This is a genomic window from Lelliottia wanjuensis (genome assembly GCF_030238365.1).
Taxonomy (GTDB): Bacteria; Pseudomonadota; Gammaproteobacteria; order Enterobacterales; family Enterobacteriaceae; genus Enterobacter; species Enterobacter wanjuensis.
Map to the genome: position 1 here is coordinate 150,408 of NZ_JASSOT010000055.1, position 17,061 is coordinate 167,468.

Sequence of the window (17,061 nt, forward strand, 5' to 3'; positions counted from 1 at the left end):
CAAAAATGTACGTAATGAAATGCAAAAAATCATGTTTGATCACCACGGCTACACTGCTCGGGCTGCTGCTGGCGCAACAAGCGAATGCGGCGATTGCGTTAGACCGTACCCGAGTGGTGGTGAACGGTGGTGCAGACTCAGTCAGTATGACGGTAAGCAATCAGAACAAAAATCTTCCTTATCTGGCTCAGGGCTGGATCGAAGATGCGCAGAACAACAAAATCACCTCACCGATGACGGTATTACCGCCGGTGCAGCGCATCGAAGCTGGGGCAAAAAGCCAGGTGAAAATCCAGACGTCACCAGCGGTCAGCGGGTTACCTCAGGATCGCGAATCGCTGTTCTATTTTAATTTGCGTGAAATTCCGCCTCGAAGCAAGACGCCAAATACCTTGCAGATTGCCTTGCAGACACGCATTAAATTATTCTATCGCCCGGCGGCAATCGCATTGGATAAAACACAAGCCGCTACGGGGGATTGGGTAGAGAAAGTGACGCTTCAGCGCCAGGGTGATAAATATATTGTTAACAACCCAACGCCTTATTTCTTTACCGTGGTAGAAGGTCGTGCATCGGTAAAAGGAACGCCAGTTCACCTTACCCCAATGATGGTAAACCCTAAAGGTAGCGCTGAACTTCAGGCCTCGGCAAACGAACTGGGCAATGCTCCTGTCATTTCGTATATCAACGACTATGGCGGTCGTCCGAAACTTCAGTTCACCTGCGCGGGAAGCACCTGCCAGGGCAAACTGGTGAAAAGTTAATAACGCCATAGGCCTGAGAAAATAATGAAGCGCACTGCTCTGATTTGTCTGTTAAGTCTTATTACCCTGTCTCTTCGGGCGCAGGATCAAGAGCAAGAACGCGGTGATGTCGGGGCGTTGTTTGTTCACGGACTGCTTCAGGAAATGTCCTGTCAGATCGAAATGACATCGCCCTGGCAGGCGGTAACCTTGCGCCAGGGGAGGACGCCTATGCTGATCATGTTAACCGACTGTCCAGAACCGCCGCTTACTGTTTTTGAGGCTGAAATAGCGCCTTATTTTCGCGGGCAAGTTAACCCTGTTTATACAGCATCGCTGGTCGGAAGTATGAATGAGATTGGATTGCGTCTGCTTGATAACGAGGGAAGAGAAATCCCGATCCTGAATGGTAAGGCTGATGTGCCACTTTATGCAGGGCAGAATCGTATCCGCTATACTATTGACGCTACCTCCGGGTTGGCTCCGGATAAAACAGTACACGTGTTAATGACGCTTGCGTTGGATTACCGGTGAGATAGTGAAATGAGAATGAAATTAAGTCCCTGGATATTATGTCTCTGTTTCATCGCGGTTTGTGCAATGGAGGTAATACCTCAGGCTCGCGCGTCAGGGAATAACACGGCCGTTATTAACGTCACCGTTACGGTGACTAAAGATTCATGCATTATTAATGAAAACCGGATGATTGACGTCGATTTTGGTAATAATGTGGTGGTGACCGATGTTGCGGCTGGACTGGTGCATAAAACCATTGACTATACACTGGACTGTGGTGACAGCGATCCAGATAAAACTCTGGTACTCGGAATTTCTGGAGCTGGGGCGGAGTTTGATGATACGTTACTGGGAGCATCTATTCCTGAGTTGGGGATTGAAATTCAGGCTAATGGCACTAAGCTTCCCCTGAATGAGAAACTGGTGCTTTCTGGCCCCACGGACAAACCGGAACTGGAAGCCATTCTGCGGCAAGCACCAGGTTCTCACTTGCCAACGGGGGAATTTACCGCTGGGGCTACCATGACGGTGTCGTATCAATGAAAAAACTCCTTTTGATCGCAATGGTCTTCTCAGCTCCTGGATACGCAGACAATATGGCTTTCCACGGCACCTTGGTTGAACCGCCATGTACAATTAACGAAGGAAGAGTCATTGAGGTGGCATTTGGCGATGAGCTGGGGATCTCCAAAATAGACGGCAGCAACTATCGAAAAACAATTGACTACAGCATCAAGTGCGACAATAGCTATGCCCCCAATAATCTGGCGCTGGTAGTAGATACTTCTCGGCCGACAACGTATGACTCCTCAGCCATTGCTACAGATAAAACCGGATTGGGTATCCGTATCCTTCTTGACGGGCAAGGCATCGAATTCGGGAGGCGTGTGCCTGTTGATCCGTTTTCTCCGCCACTACTGGAAGCGGTTCCCGTCCAGGAACCCGGCCTGGTGTTGGAGGAAGGGGCATTTTCAGCCACCATGACGCTGAGAACTGATTATTTGTAAGTTGTTGCTGGGCTGTAATTCCTGATCTTTTTATTTCATCGTCAAAATGAATACTAGATAAGGGTCATCAGAGCGGCGATAATTTAACCATTCAGAGATCGTCTGTTACCGACTCTAATATTCAGGAATATTACATGATGAAATATCCTCTCCTGGTACTGTGCCTGATTGGGAGTGCCTTTTCATGCTATGCAGTGTCCGATAATGTGCATTTTTCCGGTGCGTTGGTTGCTGAACCTTGTACATTGACTGATGAGAATGCCAATATTCATCTTGATTTCGGTACTATTATTGAAAGCTATTTATATGAGTATCAGCGCACCGCCAGTAAACCATTTACTATCCATTTAACGGATTGTGACCCCACGGTTTATAATTCCGTAGCGTTTACCTTCCAGGGAGCTGAAGATAGCGAAATGCCAGAGCTATTAGCGTTGGATCCAACAAGTGTGGCGAAAGGTATTGCGCTGGGTATCACCACATCCGAGGGGACTTTGCTGCCACTCAATAAAGACGGTGGATATTATACTATTTCACCAGGTAATAATGATTACTCATTTGCTGCTTATATTCAGGCGAAACCATCCGCGTTGGTCAATCGTCAGATTGTCGTTGGCGACTTTAGTCTGACCTCGACATTTGTTTTAAATTATCAGTAGGTAAATGGGAATGTATAAAATACTCTTTTTGATTATATTTGTCTGCTGGAGTGTTGAGGCATCTCAGCACCCTGTTATTACTGATCTAAAATCAACACAGTGTCCGGGTTGTCAGATTTCCCTTACTTATCAGCAAAAACTGGCTGAAATGGGTGGTATGGTTGATCAGATTGTTGATGGTGGCCATCGGCTGGTTACGATTGGCACGAAACAAATAAACAAGACCAGTAATGGAACGTCTCACGAGTATGCTTACACTACTAATTTAGGTACAAAGATAGTCGCAAATACTGATGAAACTTATGCAGAAGCAGCTGTGAGATTATATACAGATGTGCCTAGTGCTCAGTTGAATACGGCGACACTCTTAGATAACCAAACTTCTAGCTGTATTGCGTACGCATTTGTACCTAGCGTTTCAGGCAATGTTCCTTGGGCAGATGTAATTTCTCCTGGTGGATGCATACCCGTTTCGTCTGGCTATGTATGACTGGTGTGAACTTAATATGTCAACAATATTAATTGACCATGGCACGATGGGAATGGGAGCAACAAATGGAAATAGCACCACGCAAAACGTGGGCGTAAGCGGTGTTGCACCAACCACAGTAGCATTCAGCCTAATTCAACCACAAAACCACATCGTTTTTGAACCCTCCGGGCGTGCTGAAATCAAGGTGGATAATAAACCACCTGTTACCGAGATTGATCTTCCAGAAGGCTCCACATTACTTCCAATACTGTCAACATTGTCAGGTATAAGAGCAGAAAGTATTAATGCCGGGGCAAGTTATTAAGTTATGATGCCTTATTAATTTTAGGTTGTTACGATGGTAATTGTTTTATTTGTTAGTATTTTCATTTCATTGTGTCTTTATATTCCCTCATCTGGTGGTCAGGGTGTTTATTTCCCTTTTAATCTGGTGATGGTGGGTATTTATGGTATCGCTATCATTATGCTGTGGCGATCATCAAATAAGAGGCGTGTTGTTAACCCGCAGCCATTTATTAAGTTGGGATATCTATTACTGCTTTTACCCTGGCTAGTGTCAGTTCAACGTAGCCCTGGTGTGATTATTTTGTTGCTGGCCGGAGTGGCGCTTTGGTTGTTAAGTCGAGTCTCAATACGCGCAGGCAGTAAAAAAAAGATCCTGCAGGCGATATTTGTGCTGGCTCTGGTAGAGTGTGCGATTGGTCTGATCCAAACCTTCCTGCCCAACCTGGCACTACATTGGTTTGAATATAACTGGCTGCGTAATCAGGGACGGCCCTTTGGTATTTTTCAGCAGGTTAACCTGTTTGGCAGTTTTCTGGCGACTGGCATGGGGTGTGGATTTTTATTGCTAGTCCAAGAGAAACGTGCTCTCTTGCGCCGAAGCTATGTATGTGGGCTGTGTTTGATGGCATTTATATTAATGCTGAATCAGTCACGGACTGGGCAGTTGGGGGCCATTCTCATCATAATACTGCTGGCTTTGCTTTTTACCTTTCAGGAACCGTCTCGAGTGCTGGCAAGTATTAGTCCAATGTTGGTATGTGCACTGGCAGGTGTCTGGGTCGTTCATCACATCACCGTCAATGTTGACGGACAGCTTTACACCCTGGGACGGGACTATTCGGCTTCAACCCACATCAGGATGAATATTCTGAAAGTGACCTGGCAGATGATCATGGATAAACCGTGGATGGGTTGGGGGTATGGCGCATTTTCGGCGCAGTTCACGCGTTATATGGCTGCTCATCCTGAGCTAAACCCGGGTCATCTGGGGGGATGGATCCCCCATCCACATAATGAACTGTTATTTGCCTGGTTTCAGGGGGGAGTAATAGCGTTTTCCGGTGTGGTCCTGCTGGTGCTAGGATGGCTGAAAAATATGGTCGTGGCCTTGCAAAAGGGAAAGCTTGCTGCGGGTTATTCATTGCTGATCATTCCGTTAGGTGTACATCTGAATCTTGAATATCCTTTTTATCAATCCTTTTTCCATTTAGGTGTCTTTGTTTTGCTGCTCCGATTGGGCATGGTGGAATCGGCAGTCAATTGGGAAAGCGTGGAAAGGTACAAAACAGGTAAGATCGGTTCACTGGTTGCCACTGTGTCAGCTGTTGTATTAGTGGGATATAGTGCTATAGGTCTTTATACCAATGCGCAACTGACACACTATGAGCGAGTGGGGCTAGCCGATTTCCCGGCAACGTTACCGTGGTATTTTTATACGCAACCGAGGCGTGCTGAGTTTGATTCTATGGTCGCATTACTGGTTGATTACAACGTAACACACCAGGAAGCTGATCTCAGCCGTTTTATGGTCTGGTCGGCCCAATGGATAAAACGGAATACCGATACTAATGTGCTGCTCAGTAGGATCATGATTATGCGTTACCGAGGCGATATTCGTGGTGCGCAGGAAATGCAGCATCTCTACGACGTGATCAAATCACCTGTGCAGCAGGGGCCGCGTGGGTAAATAATATGTTATAAATAACCTTTTTTTCTCATGTAAAAAAACAAAAATAGAATAATTTAGTCTCCCAACGTTATTATCAGGCTCGCCTGAATGCGAGATTGAAAATTGTCTAGAATTTGTTTTATGAAAAAATATGAATTTGTATTTTTCGCCATATCTTTGTGCGTGGTGTTGGTATTTCCATGGCCAACCCTTCCCGGTGAAGGACTTACCTTAACGGTTAATCTTTTTGTTTGGGTATGGACATCATGTTGTGCTCTTTTCTTATTATTTAAGTTTCGCCGTAGTCAATTAAAATCAAACCAAGCCGTTATTTTGCTGCTCGCTGGTGCGCTATTTATGACGCTGCCAGCGTTCTGGACGGATGCAACGTATTTGTACCAGGCATGCTACCGGCTGGCGGCCTTGTGGGGAATGATCGTTTTTGCCTTCCTGCTTATGCAACGTTCCTTTACGGGAGCAGGAAGAGAGGCTATTTATGGCGTCATTGTTCTGCTTGGCCTTGTTCAGACGTTACTGGCAGCCTGGCAAATCCTGGGGGCATATTCAGCCGTGATATATCCAGGATATGACTTTGTACTGGCAAATGGTCGCCCATGGGGCAGTTTTTTACAGGTTAATCTTCTGGCGTCATTTCTTGCTACCGGATTGCTATGTGCGTTCTGGCTGGCTATCAGAGCCAGTAAATATGCGAGTGGGTGGTGGTTGAGTGCAATCCTGATCGTTGCAGGGTTGACCATCACTGAATCTCGTACCGGAGGGTTGGGAGCCACAATAGGCCTCATTGGCCTTCTGATCAGTTGCCGCAGCAAACGTGTATGTTTTTTTATCACGCTTGCGGTGCTCTTTGGCGTGCTTGCAGGGAAAGGTGTACTAATGCTGCGCCCCGACCAGTTAAAGGCTTCTGCTCAGGTTGTCTCGTCGGGCGGAAAGTTATCAACAGTAACCGATCATCGTCCGCTCAATACGGATGAACGGATGGAATGGAACCGCCAGCATTCGGGAGCAGAGCGTCGGGTAATGATCGCAGGTAGCCTAATCATGATTGCTCAACGTCCCATGCTGGGGTTTGGCCTTGGTAGTTTTGAATCGCAGTTCCCATTGACCCTGGCGATCCATGGTTTGCGTAACCCCTTTACCGTGACTGTTGCGCATCCTCATAACGAACTGCTCTACGTCTGGAGTGAAGGGGGGATTTTGGCATTTGTTGGGCTATTGCTCTGCTTACTTGTGCTTACCAGACCATTTTTCAGCTGGCGAAGTGCGTCGAGTGCTGTCCTGATGCTGCCTTTGTTGATGCATATGATGACTGAGTATCCATTCTACCTCTCTGCTGTGCATGCGGTGATGCTGGTCATATTGTTTTGTGCTGCGTTTCAGGGCGACGATAAAGCCTTTCAACCGCTTCCCCCCGTGGTTGACCGAGGGATCAAAATGGGCATTTTGATTGCAGGTTTAGCAGCAGTAATTTTTATGTCAACCGGCTTGCAATCCGCATTACGAATCTTTCAGTTTGAGCATGGGAAGTTTGCCCACCCTGAATTGCTGACTGCGGTCAGTAACCCCTGGGCACAGCCTGACCGATTGCGGTTTGACCGTGCAATAAGCGATCTCGTGCAATTCAATGTTCGGCGTGATCCCGCTCTGCTTCAGGACTTCCGGCAACAGGCTGACAAATGGTTAAGCCGTCATAACGATGCAAATTTAATTGCGACCATGGTTCAGGTGGGGGTTTTTCTGGATGAGTCAGGAAAAGGGTTCTGGAATCAGCGCGGCTGTATGAGTTTCCCGCAGGATCCGCGCTTCACCTGTAACTGGAAGGGAGGAATGACAGATGAATAACTGCGACACGCTGGCTGTTACAAGGCTTGATGACATGGTTCGAGGTTGGTTTATCGGCGATTTTTCACCTGTCGCCTTTCGTACCCAAAGTGTTGAAGTCGCTGTACAGCATTTTTCGGCGGGCAGCCATGAAGCTGCACATTTCCATCGTCAGGCGACTGAAGTGACGTTGCTTTTACACGGGCGTTGCCGAATGGCAGGGCGTGAGATACAGGTTGGGGAAATCGTCACGCTGCCGCCAGGAACGATATCTGCTTTTGAAGCGTTGGAAGATTGTATCACCGTTGTGGTGAAGCTTCCTGGTGTACTAGATGACAAATTTGTGGTGGCCGAATGTTAAATATCGTGATTCCAATGGCCGGGGAAGGTAGTCGATTCGCGAACGCGGGTTATGCTGATCCTAAGCCCTTTATTGATGTGGCTGGTGTGCCCATGATCGAATTAGTTATTAGTAATCTACGCCCTGATTACGATCATCGTTTTATTTTTGTCTGCCAGCAGGAGCATCTGCAACGATACGATTTCCGCTCTTCTTTGACAACGCTGGCACCTGGATGTGAAGTGATTGGGCTTAGTGGCAAGACCGATGGTGCACTTTGCTCGGTCATGCAGGCGGCGGGTTGGATCGATAATGATTCACCGTTAATTATCGCGAACTCTGATCAGTGGGTCGATAGCGATATTAATACCTTTGTTGAATGTCTGACCACAGAGCAGTTGGACGGCCTAGTGATGACCATGAAAGCCAGCGACGCAAAGTGGTCATATGCTCAGCTGAATAGCGATGGATGGGTGACGCAGGTAGTGGAAAAAGAAGTCATCTCTGATGAAGCAACTGTCGGTATTTATGGGTTTACCAGGGGAACCGATTTTTGCCGCTTTGCGCGGCGGATGATAGCAAACAATCTGCGTAGCCAGGGTGAATTTTATGTTGCGCCGGTATACACGTTGATGGCTCAGGCGGGCCTGAATCGAATTCGCGTACAGAATATCGGCGTAGAAGGAAACGGGATGCACGGTCTTGGCACACCCGCTGATCTGCAAACATTCCTGCATCACCCGGTACTCGAGCGTGCCCTTTCTGTTAAACGAGTGGCTGCATGAACGTCATTGCTTATCGTCACAAAAAAAAACTGGGCTGGCCAGTATGCCGTGAAGTGTACAGGCCGGAGCTAATGAATGTTGCATCTCCAGAGCGGACAACTGTTTTTACCTTTGCTCGTGCCTCTGTGCCCGTACAGGAACTCAGTGCGTTCGATCGTGTGCAACAGGATATATCCGGTGATGTGATTTGTTCATTTTGGGAGGTTACACCGCTGGCGGCACATCTGTTGTGGGATATTACTCACCAGATGGTGGTGGGGGCACGGCTCTATTTACATATGTCGGAAAATGTTGCTGATCTTCTTAACCGGCACTACTACCGTGATGCATTTTATGAAGAGGCATCTACCACAGACAAGATGCGTGTTTTTGTTAAGTCGAAGTGTTTGCCTGTAGAGCAGGATCGCGGTCTGAATGGCTGGAGTTTTTGCATTCCAACAGGTGGGACAGATCCTTCGTTTCTGAATCAATGTGTGGGGCGGATTCTTTCGTTCGGGCTTGAGGATGCGGAAGTTATTCTTTGCGGAACGGTACCGGAAGGATTTCTTTACCCGGAGCAGGTTCGTGTCCTTGCGGAACCGTCGCCAGAAGGGGCGGTCCACATTACCCGCAAAAAGAATCTACTGGTGCAAGCAGCAAGCTACCCTAATCTCTGTATTCTGCACGATCGAGTGTTGTTACCTCACGATTTTATGCAGGCTGTCACGCGCTTCGGCGATGATTATCCGTTTACTGGCTTTCAGTCATTCTGGTTTGCGGATACATGGCGTGCGGTACCAAGGCGATATTCGGATTTTGGTTTTGCATCTTTCTTACCGTTTGCATTGCTTAGGAAAAAACGTCCTGGTCGGGAACATCTTGCCGATTTCGGGCGAATGAATCTTGCTGCCCAGCATCCAGAAAGGACCTCATTTGGCAGAGATTACCTCACGGGAAGCTTATACCTTTCTAAGCGCATTTTGTGGCAATACCTGCCACAAAATGAGTCGCTTTACTGGAATGAATATGAAGATATAGAGCATGGCATCCGTGCAGGAATGGCAGGGATACCTTCGCGAATCAATCCATATGCGCTGACTGAATCTCAGGGTTATCGTAGCATCCTTCATCGCTTTGGCATTTTGTCTGGTGCCAATGTGCGTGGAAAAATCGTGGAGGAGCGAGCACCAATGGAGTGGTGGGGGTTCCCTCGTCGTCCGTCATTCACATTGACCCAACAAGAGGCGAAGCAGAGATTGACGCTTTTTGCACGTCGATATGTCGGTGACGATGCATTGGTTAAACGGATGTGCAGACAATCATTGCGTGGCTATCGACGCTATCAGCTTATTTGCCAATTATTATGGCAAGCGCAAGGCGATATGGGATCGTTAGTGAAGGACTGGAATCAATGGATCTTGTGTGAAGCGGCTACCGAATCAGAGCAACAGTCTCTTCAGGGGGGGCTGGACACTTTACTGACAAACTATGAAAAGAAGCTTTTCTTATTGCGTCACCCAACATTGATTATACAGCTCTATAACAATTTCTTCTCAATGCCATTTCCCGATATTTCTGGTGGCAATCCACAGCGACGCCGGCAATGCATAGGTGCCCTGATATCCGCAGTCTGGTTGAAGTTTTTTTGTCGACATACTGCATTCAGACTCACTGTTAAAGAACTATGGCGCATGATTCAAACTCTACCAGAGGAGGTGAACCGTGAAGGTAATAGACGCAAAGCTTGATGAGTTGTTCTGCTGGAAAAGCGGAGTACCTCAGGTTTTGGCCGGTTTACCGCCTGCCAACGAATGTCGGCAGGTATGGTACTCGTTGTGTGGCGATAAGGTTCAGCACTGTCGTCGTTCTGGAAGAAAAGAGCCGGTTGCTCCGTTAGTCATCATTTTGCAGCAGTCGGCATCTTCGGAATATCCGGCCCGTCACTGGCCTGAGTTACGTGCTCTGATACCTGCAACCGGTGAGGCCTTTATTGTCCTCTGTGGCTGCATGTTGCTACAGAGACGGGCAGCTTGGTGTAATTTGCTTGAGTTTGTTTCGGAAGGTGAACTTCCCGCTCGTCGGCTAATACTAATCAGCATTGCTACCATTATCACCAGTAGCAATGGGTGCCTCTGGCGATTAACCCGGTCTATCGTACGACGTTTCAGGAGGCGGTCATGGAGGCATTGAGCATTGTGATCCAGGGGCCTATTGAAACATCCGAGTGTTCAATACCAGTGATCATGAAGCGTCTCAGGCAAATGCGTGTGCTTTTTCCTCTGGCGGAAATCATTCTGTCTACTTGGTGCTTTACTCCTAATGAAGAGTGGCTGCGACAAAGGCAATTAAAAGTAATGGGCATCAAGGTGATTCAAAGTCCCGATCCTGGTCCTTTGGAATGTACGGATGGTAGCGGAAAGTACCGAAATAATATTAATCGATTACTGGTTTCAACTCAGGCCGGGTTGGCGGCAGTGACGCGGCCATTAACGATTAAAATGCGTTCGGACTGTTTTTTATCTGGCCGCGCGATTATTGGCTTGCTGAATCAGTTTTTTGCTGACGACATGGTTTTGCATCGTCAGCATGACTACGCTGTGTTCTCTCGGCAGTTGATCACCTCAAGCTGGGTGACCAGAGATGCTCGAGGTAGCTTGCCTTATCTATTTCATCCTGGTGACATATTTATTGCAGGCAGAACAGAGGATGTTCGTCTTTATTTTTCTGCGCCATTGGCAACCACAGCGATTTTTTCGCCTGTGACGACATCCGGAATGTGGTGTGCCTGGAGATATGTCCCGGAACAATGGTTATGGGTTAATGCAATTTTTAAACAGCGGGGGAAATGGGTTTTTGATGGGAATTTTTCGACATCATCGGATTTGATCGAACGGTCAGAACGTTATTTTCTGAGCAACTTTATTGTATTTAACCCTCGGCAGCTTGCACTGCACTGGCCGAAATACAGGAGCAAATACCTCTGCCGGGGATTGTTTAGTACATATAACTATCGTCGTTGGAGATATTGCTACAATCAGGTATTCGGCACAAAAAGAGAGAGGCTTTTAGGTGCTACTTTCAGTGTGCCTATTTTTATCTGGCGGCAGGGATACCGTTTCCGGGTAAGATTGCTGAGAAATACGACAATTAGACGTATAGCGCTTTGTATTTTTTCACATAGATAACAAAAAAGAATATTATGGCTGATTATTTTATTTCACATTCTCGGAGCCATTCGACGCTTGCAGAGCTTTGGCATTCTCGGTATCTCATCCGACAATTAATGGCCAGGGATTTTTCGGTGCGTTATCACCATACATTATTGGGATGGTTATGGGCTATCATTAATCCAGCTTTGAACATGACGCTCTATTATATTGTTTTTGGATTGATGGTCAGGTTGCAGGCACCGGAGTATCCGTGTGATTACAGCTGGGTTTTGCTCAGCGGATTAATGCTATGGATGCTTTTTTCATCAACTTTTAATGTGGTGAGTGAATCATTAACGAATAACCTTCATCTGGTTAAGAAAATTTACTTCCCAAGGGTCGCATTGACGATTGCTGCAACAGGAACCTGTATCTTCGATTTCCTTCTGGCGTTAATCTGGATGGCGACTCTGATGCTGATCTTTCATGTTAAATTTAGAGTGACCTACATTCCACTAGCATTATTTGGTGCGGCGAATGTTGTACTAAGCGGCTGGGGGGTAGGGTGTGTATTTGCGGTATTACGTTTAAAGTTTCGTGATTTCAGACACCTTATTCCTTTTATCTTACAAGCATTGTTTTATTTGACCCCTGTCGTCTGGACGTCGGGGAGCGTTCCTGCCGCTTTCGAACGATTGCAGGTGCTCAACCCTGTCAGTGGGATTTTTCCATTATTTCGTTACTCCCTTTTGGGAGGTGAACGGCCTGCTGCCTGTTTAGTTGTGTTTAGTAGTTTTAGCTGCATTTTGCTGGCGGTAGTGGGTTATATCTGCTTTGTTTATAGTGAGGCGGGGGTCATGGACAGAGAATGATTATTTTTGAACATGTTGATAAAATATACCCCAAACAGGTGACTACAGGTCATTCTTTTAAAGCATTACTGTCTTTCCGAAGGCAAAAAAAGAGTATATCGGAACCTGAATTTACAGCTCTGCATGATATTAATTTTACTATCGAACAAGGTGAGTCGGTCGGTATTGTGGGGGCTAATGGTGCGGGCAAGTCTACACTTCTGAAACTCCTGACGCGTGTCGCTCGTCCTAGTCGTGGGACCGTTCGGGTTCATGGGCGGATCTCTTCTTTATTGGAGGTTGGCGCAGGATTTCATCATGAACTGAGCGGCCGGGAGAATATCTTTTTATCGGGTGCCATTCTCGGAATGCCACAGCATGTTATAAGGAAAAAATTTGACGCTATTGTTGACTTTGCTGGTTTGAATGATGTTATTGATGTTTCTGTAAAAAAATATTCTACGGGAATGTTTTTGCGCCTTGCTTTTTCTGTTGGTATCCACCTGGATAGCGATATTTTAGTCATTGATGAAGCTCTGGCAGTTGGCGACAGAGAATTTCAGATTCGTTGTTATGAAAAAATTCGCGATTTCAATGCTTGTGGCGGAACCCTCATATTAGTGAGCCACGATGAATCTCAACTGAAAGCCGTTTGCCAGCGGGGGTTACTCATGGCGCATGGGAAACTTATTATGGATGCAAGTTTAACCAGAGCATTGCATCAATATTCATTGTCAATATAATACACAGGTTTAACTATGCAAATACTCGCTCATCGAGGCATCTGGCTTTCCCCGGCCGAAAAAAATAGTCGCGGAGCTCTGCTTTCAGCGCTGGAGTCAGGTTTCGGTATTGAAACAGATATCCGTGATCTGGATGGAGAGCTTGTCATTAGCCATGATATGCCGGGGAAGAATGCACTGCTATTAAAAACGCTATTAGAAGATTATCGGCGAATAGGAAGCACAGCGACCCTGGCGTTAAATATCAAGTCTGACGGCTTAACTCTTTCGCTGGATAACCTGCTTAAAGAGTATGGTGTATCTAATTATTTTTGCTTTGATATGTCCGTCCCGGATATGCTTCATTATATCAAACAGAAAGTTATTACTGCTTCGCGTATCAGTGAATTGGAACCTGAAGGTATCTTGAGCAAAGAGACGGCCATGATATGGGTTGATGGTTTTAATTATCTCCCTTACAGTATAAAAGATCTTATGCGTTGGCTCACCCGGAATAAATCGGTCTGTTTAGTGTCTCCAGAACTTCATGGCCGCGACCCGAAAATATTATGGACGATGCTTAAACAGTTACCTGAAGCCCTCCTTAATTGCCCGAGACTGATGATTTGTACTGATCATCCGGAACTGGCAAGGGAGTTTTTCAAGTGACGGTAATTCGTGGTGTCATTTTTGATATGGATGGTGTTCTAATTGATGCGCGTGAATGGCATTATCAGGCACTGAATCAGGCTCTGATGCTGTTTGGGTTAACTATCAGTCGAAGTGAGCACCTTGGTGAATTTGACGGTTTACCTACGCGTGAGAAATTACGAAGACTAACACTTCGTAATGGCCTGCCGTCATCATTACACGCTTTTATTAATGAGATGAAGCAGCGATACACTATGCAGCTGATTGGTCAGCACTGCTGGCCAGTATTTGAACACCAACATGCGCTCGCCAGTTTGCGACGTGAGGGGTATCAACTGGCGGTAGCTTCCAATTCAATTCGTGACAGTATAGAAATGATGTTAGGTCGGGCACAATTGTTGCCTTATCTCAATTTCTATTTATCAAATGAAGATGTTCAAAAAGGGAAACCTAGCCCCGAAATCTATTTGAAAGCTTTTTCTCGATTAAATCTCTTACCGCATGAGTGTGTCGTTGTGGAAGACAATCCACATGGGATTGCCGCGGCCAGAGCATCAGGTGCTCACGTTTTATCAGTACAAAACCCGCAAGATGTCACATTACAAGCGATACATCATTTTATTGATCAATGCCAGCAGGAAAACAATGAATAGTCTCTTACTTCTGTTAAATGAATCAGCTTCGGCGCAGGGCTATGACTCTTCCCGTATTATTCGTTGCGTGGAGACATCTTCTTTGCTCATCAAAGGTGTAGAAGAAACCGTTGTACTCCCTGGCGAAAATATATCTCCACTGTGTCGGGCAATACTGGCATGTGCCAATCTTGATATGGCTTCATCTATTTTACTGACAACTCAGTCCATTAGTAATAGTAATCTTGCAATAAAAGGCAATGAGCCAAAACAGGGATTAATAGATAATGACAGTGGTTGGCTTTTTTTTCCAACCCTTGAAACATTTCGACAATGTGCAATGGACGCAATTCGCGTGCATGATCCACAGAAAGGAGTTCCATCTCTCAAAAACTGCTGGTGTCAGGCAATTTTATCCGGTCTGGTGGCTGGCTAAATGAATGTGCAGATATTGATTAGTGTTGTCAAACAGGACCTTGATTATATGATGAAAATTATGACTGGCCACAAAAATACGTCTACAGGAATAATTAGCTACCACTTGATCAGCTTGATTCTTATTGCTGGATGTTTTTCCTTAGCCGGATGTCAAAATTTTATTAAGAAGAAAACTACATCAGAAGTGCATACGGCTCCTGCGCATTCAAATTTTCCTGTGTCGGCAGCGAAACCTGAAGCAGAACAGGTTAATGATGGTATTGCGACAACCTGCCAGAAAGAGCTTGTTTCGTTAGCAACTATTAATCCAAGTGATTATGATCCCAAACGAAGGTCATTCGAAATGCTTTTACATAGCGCTAACGAATACAGGAGTGTACGCCAGAGCATTAATGCTCATTCCCGGGAAATTATGGACTCATTTTATAAATTTAAACTGATGAACTTATGTTCCGAAATTGAGCTGTCGCTGCAGAGGGGGTTAATAGGCATGGAGGACAAACGTGGCGAGTACTAATCATGCCCTTTTTATTGTTAGTGCGGTTGGCCTTGTCGTACTGACGGCTGTGTCTTGTCCGACCTTAAGTGCTGAACATCCACTGTCGCAGCTTTCTTCATTGGATATGCTTGTAGAAGAAGCGACAGAAGAACCCGCATTGTTCTCTGTGGCACCCCTGGCCTTGCCGAAGATCAGACGAGTGAGTACGCACCCGACAGACCTAACTGAGAAAAAAAAAGTGGTCCGAAATGTGATACATCATCCGAGACTTCGGACCCAAGTAAAGTCTGTAGTGAGCAAACCTCTCGTTTCTGATGATATGAATCAGGTCGCATTAATGAAACATAGCCTCGAAAATGGACGCGAAGAGATGCAAAAAATGCAGCAGTCACTCAGGTCGATGTCGGAAAAGTTGAGCCAGGCGAATAGCCATAATGCAGAGCTACAGGAAAAACTCAATCAGAGCCAACTGACCCAGACGACGCTTGAAGAAAAGACCGCTGCGATGATCAAAGATAATGAAAACAACAATCATAATGTTGCGGTACAGTTAACTAAATATGAGCATGCAGAGCAGCAATTCAACCAAGACAAAACCCAGGATGCGAAAACCATTGCTTCGCTTGAGCAGCAGATTACCCAGTTGAGTGAGTATCAGTCAGCTGGGAGAGCATCTCAGACAGCGTTGCAGGAGAAATTGAAGGCATCTACTGCTCGTGTCGCTGAGGTTGAAGCTTTGCTAAGTAAAGTGCAACAGCAACTGGATGAGAAATCGCAGCAGTTGAATGCCCAGAAAACAGCATCAACTCTTTCGCCATCTCCGCATTCAGAAGCGGAGATTCGAGACTATGCTCTCGGGGCATATTGGGCGCAGGAAATGATGGGTATGATGAAACAAAAAGCACAGTCCGGTTATCATATCGGCCAGCAGCAGGTCCTCAGTGGAGCAGCTGATATGTTTAATAATAAGTTAAAATTGCCGTACCAACAGCTCGCAAGCGTCCTGAAAAAACTCTACGCTGAAAGCGACAGCAATAATCAAGGCAGGGCGCAATCGTCGGATACTGAAAAGAACTATCTATCAGCATTCCGAAAATATCCTGGGGTTAAACATGCGAAGTTGGGGTTTGATTATCTGATTATAGAACCCGGCGAGGGAAAGATTAGTAAACGTGATACCGCATCGATCGTGGTGCGTGAAAGCTTGCCTGATGGGGAAGTGATAAGTGATATGCTGTCACAGGGAACTGTACTCACCCTACAATTTGCGAAATTTCCTCCTCTATTCCAGGGCTCATTGGCGTTACTGGGTAATGGCGGTGAAATACGTATTGTTGTTCCTCCTGAGCTTGCTTATGGTGAAAAAGGAAGGCCACCTAAAGTTCCGCCCAATGAAACAATGGTTTATGACATAAAAGTTGTTAATATTCAAAAAGGGTAACGGCAAGAGTCACCGGTATATCATTGTTTAATCTGATGAAGTCTTATCAAATAAAATTTCTATTAAATGGACTCGTAGGCGGCAGAGAATGTAATTATCCAGTGCTGTCCACCTTCCGCATCCATTTCATGCGCTGTCCGTATGTACAAGATAAGCAAAACATCAAACGGACAGCTTGATACACCAATTTAACTCAAGAGGTGGAACTAAATCCCACCTTATGAGCCATTAATGCCCTAAATTAAAGATACTGTATTACTTTTGATAAACAGTCAGATTTTGGCTTTCAATATGTCTTTGCAGAATGAAATGTTCGACCTCCAGTCCGTTATTAGTAAGCGTTAAGTGAGCGCCGTATTGACG

Annotated in this window: 20 protein-coding genes; all 20 read left to right on the forward strand. The window is 46.0% G+C overall.

Features of this window, described 5'->3' with window-relative positions; all coding sequences use genetic code 11:
• Positions 1-14 precede the first annotated feature (14 nt).
• The 20 genes from QQF33_RS09435 to QQF33_RS09530 all read left to right on the forward strand — a co-directional run bounded on the left by QQF33_RS09435 (position 15) and on the right by QQF33_RS09530 (position 16,698).
• On the forward strand, positions 15-764 hold the full coding sequence (locus tag QQF33_RS09435) for a fimbria/pilus periplasmic chaperone (protein ID WP_285149756.1): 750 nt from the start codon (positions 15-17) through the stop codon (positions 762-764).
• A 24-nt stretch (positions 765-788) separates the two neighbouring features.
• The gene (locus QQF33_RS09440) at positions 789-1,277 is read left to right on the forward strand and encodes a fimbrial protein (RefSeq protein ID WP_285157715.1); all 489 of its coding nucleotides are present in this window, start codon (positions 789-791) and stop codon (positions 1,275-1,277) included.
• A gap of 15 nt (positions 1,278-1,292) precedes the next feature.
• On the forward strand, positions 1,293-1,802 hold the full coding sequence (locus tag QQF33_RS09445; RefSeq protein WP_285157716.1) for a fimbrial protein: 510 nt from the start codon (positions 1,293-1,295) through the stop codon (positions 1,800-1,802).
• Positions 1,799-2,266 (forward strand): fimbrial protein, encoded by a 468-nt coding sequence (locus QQF33_RS09450; RefSeq protein WP_285157717.1) that lies wholly within the window; start codon positions 1,799-1,801, stop codon positions 2,264-2,266. The genes QQF33_RS09445 and QQF33_RS09450 overlap by 4 nt, the downstream gene beginning before the upstream one ends.
• A 134-nt stretch (positions 2,267-2,400) precedes the next feature.
• Complete coding sequence (locus QQF33_RS09455; protein WP_285149605.1) at positions 2,401-2,925, forward strand: fimbrial protein; 525 nt, start codon at positions 2,401-2,403, stop codon at positions 2,923-2,925.
• 10 nt (positions 2,926-2,935) lie between these two features.
• Positions 2,936-3,415 (forward strand): hypothetical protein, encoded by a 480-nt coding sequence (locus QQF33_RS09460; RefSeq protein ID WP_285157718.1) that lies wholly within the window; start codon positions 2,936-2,938, stop codon positions 3,413-3,415.
• Positions 3,416-3,431: 16 nt separating this feature from the next.
• Positions 3,432-3,722, forward strand: coding sequence for a hypothetical protein (locus tag QQF33_RS09465; protein WP_285157719.1), 291 nt, complete (start codon positions 3,432-3,434; stop codon positions 3,720-3,722).
• A 33-nt stretch (positions 3,723-3,755) separates the two neighbouring features.
• Positions 3,756-5,390, forward strand: a complete 1,635-nt coding sequence (locus QQF33_RS09470; protein ID WP_285157720.1) for a PglL family O-oligosaccharyltransferase — start codon at positions 3,756-3,758, stop codon at positions 5,388-5,390.
• 123 nt (positions 5,391-5,513) lie between these two features.
• Complete coding sequence (locus QQF33_RS09475) at positions 5,514-7,232, forward strand: PglL family O-oligosaccharyltransferase (protein WP_285149601.1); 1,719 nt, start codon at positions 5,514-5,516, stop codon at positions 7,230-7,232.
• Positions 7,225-7,572 (forward strand): cupin domain-containing protein, encoded by a 348-nt coding sequence (locus QQF33_RS09480; protein ID WP_285149600.1) that lies wholly within the window; start codon positions 7,225-7,227, stop codon positions 7,570-7,572. The genes QQF33_RS09475 and QQF33_RS09480 overlap by 8 nt, the downstream gene beginning before the upstream one ends.
• Positions 7,566-8,336 (forward strand): glycosyltransferase family 2 protein, encoded by a 771-nt coding sequence (locus QQF33_RS09485; RefSeq protein WP_285149599.1) that lies wholly within the window; start codon positions 7,566-7,568, stop codon positions 8,334-8,336. The genes QQF33_RS09480 and QQF33_RS09485 overlap by 7 nt, the downstream gene beginning before the upstream one ends.
• Positions 8,333-10,063 (forward strand): hypothetical protein, encoded by a 1,731-nt coding sequence (locus tag QQF33_RS09490; protein WP_285149598.1) that lies wholly within the window; start codon positions 8,333-8,335, stop codon positions 10,061-10,063. Before QQF33_RS09485 ends, QQF33_RS09490 begins: the two co-directional genes overlap by 4 nt.
• A 429-nt stretch (positions 10,064-10,492) precedes the next feature.
• Positions 10,493-11,500 carry a WavE lipopolysaccharide synthesis family protein gene (locus QQF33_RS09495; protein WP_285149597.1) on the forward strand — a complete coding sequence of 336 codons (1,008 nt, stop codon included), beginning with the start codon at positions 10,493-10,495 and terminating at the stop codon, positions 11,498-11,500.
• A 14-nt stretch (positions 11,501-11,514) separates the two neighbouring features.
• Positions 11,515-12,336: an ABC transporter permease gene (locus QQF33_RS09500; protein ID WP_285149596.1), complete on the forward strand. Its 822-nt coding sequence runs from the start codon at positions 11,515-11,517 to the stop codon at positions 12,334-12,336.
• On the forward strand, positions 12,333-13,058 hold the full coding sequence (locus tag QQF33_RS09505) for an ABC transporter ATP-binding protein (protein ID WP_285149595.1): 726 nt from the start codon (positions 12,333-12,335) through the stop codon (positions 13,056-13,058). The genes QQF33_RS09500 and QQF33_RS09505 overlap by 4 nt, the downstream gene beginning before the upstream one ends.
• Before the next feature lie 15 nt (positions 13,059-13,073).
• Positions 13,074-13,706 carry a PI-PLC domain-containing protein gene (locus QQF33_RS09510; RefSeq protein WP_285149594.1) on the forward strand — a complete coding sequence of 211 codons (633 nt, stop codon included), beginning with the start codon at positions 13,074-13,076 and terminating at the stop codon, positions 13,704-13,706.
• Positions 13,703-14,341, forward strand: a complete 639-nt coding sequence (locus QQF33_RS09515; protein WP_285149593.1) for an HAD family hydrolase — start codon at positions 13,703-13,705, stop codon at positions 14,339-14,341. Before QQF33_RS09510 ends, QQF33_RS09515 begins: the two co-directional genes overlap by 4 nt.
• Positions 14,334-14,756, forward strand: a complete 423-nt coding sequence (locus QQF33_RS09520) for a hypothetical protein (RefSeq protein WP_285149592.1) — start codon at positions 14,334-14,336, stop codon at positions 14,754-14,756. Before QQF33_RS09515 ends, QQF33_RS09520 begins: the two co-directional genes overlap by 8 nt.
• Before the next feature lie 48 nt (positions 14,757-14,804).
• Entirely contained in the window at positions 14,805-15,275 is a 471-nt protein-coding gene (locus tag QQF33_RS09525; protein ID WP_285157721.1) for a hypothetical protein, read from the forward strand.
• Complete coding sequence (locus QQF33_RS09530; RefSeq protein WP_285157722.1) at positions 15,262-16,698, forward strand: FKBP-type peptidyl-prolyl cis-trans isomerase; 1,437 nt, start codon at positions 15,262-15,264, stop codon at positions 16,696-16,698. Before QQF33_RS09525 ends, QQF33_RS09530 begins: the two co-directional genes overlap by 14 nt.
• Positions 16,699-17,061: the final 363 nt, after the last annotated feature.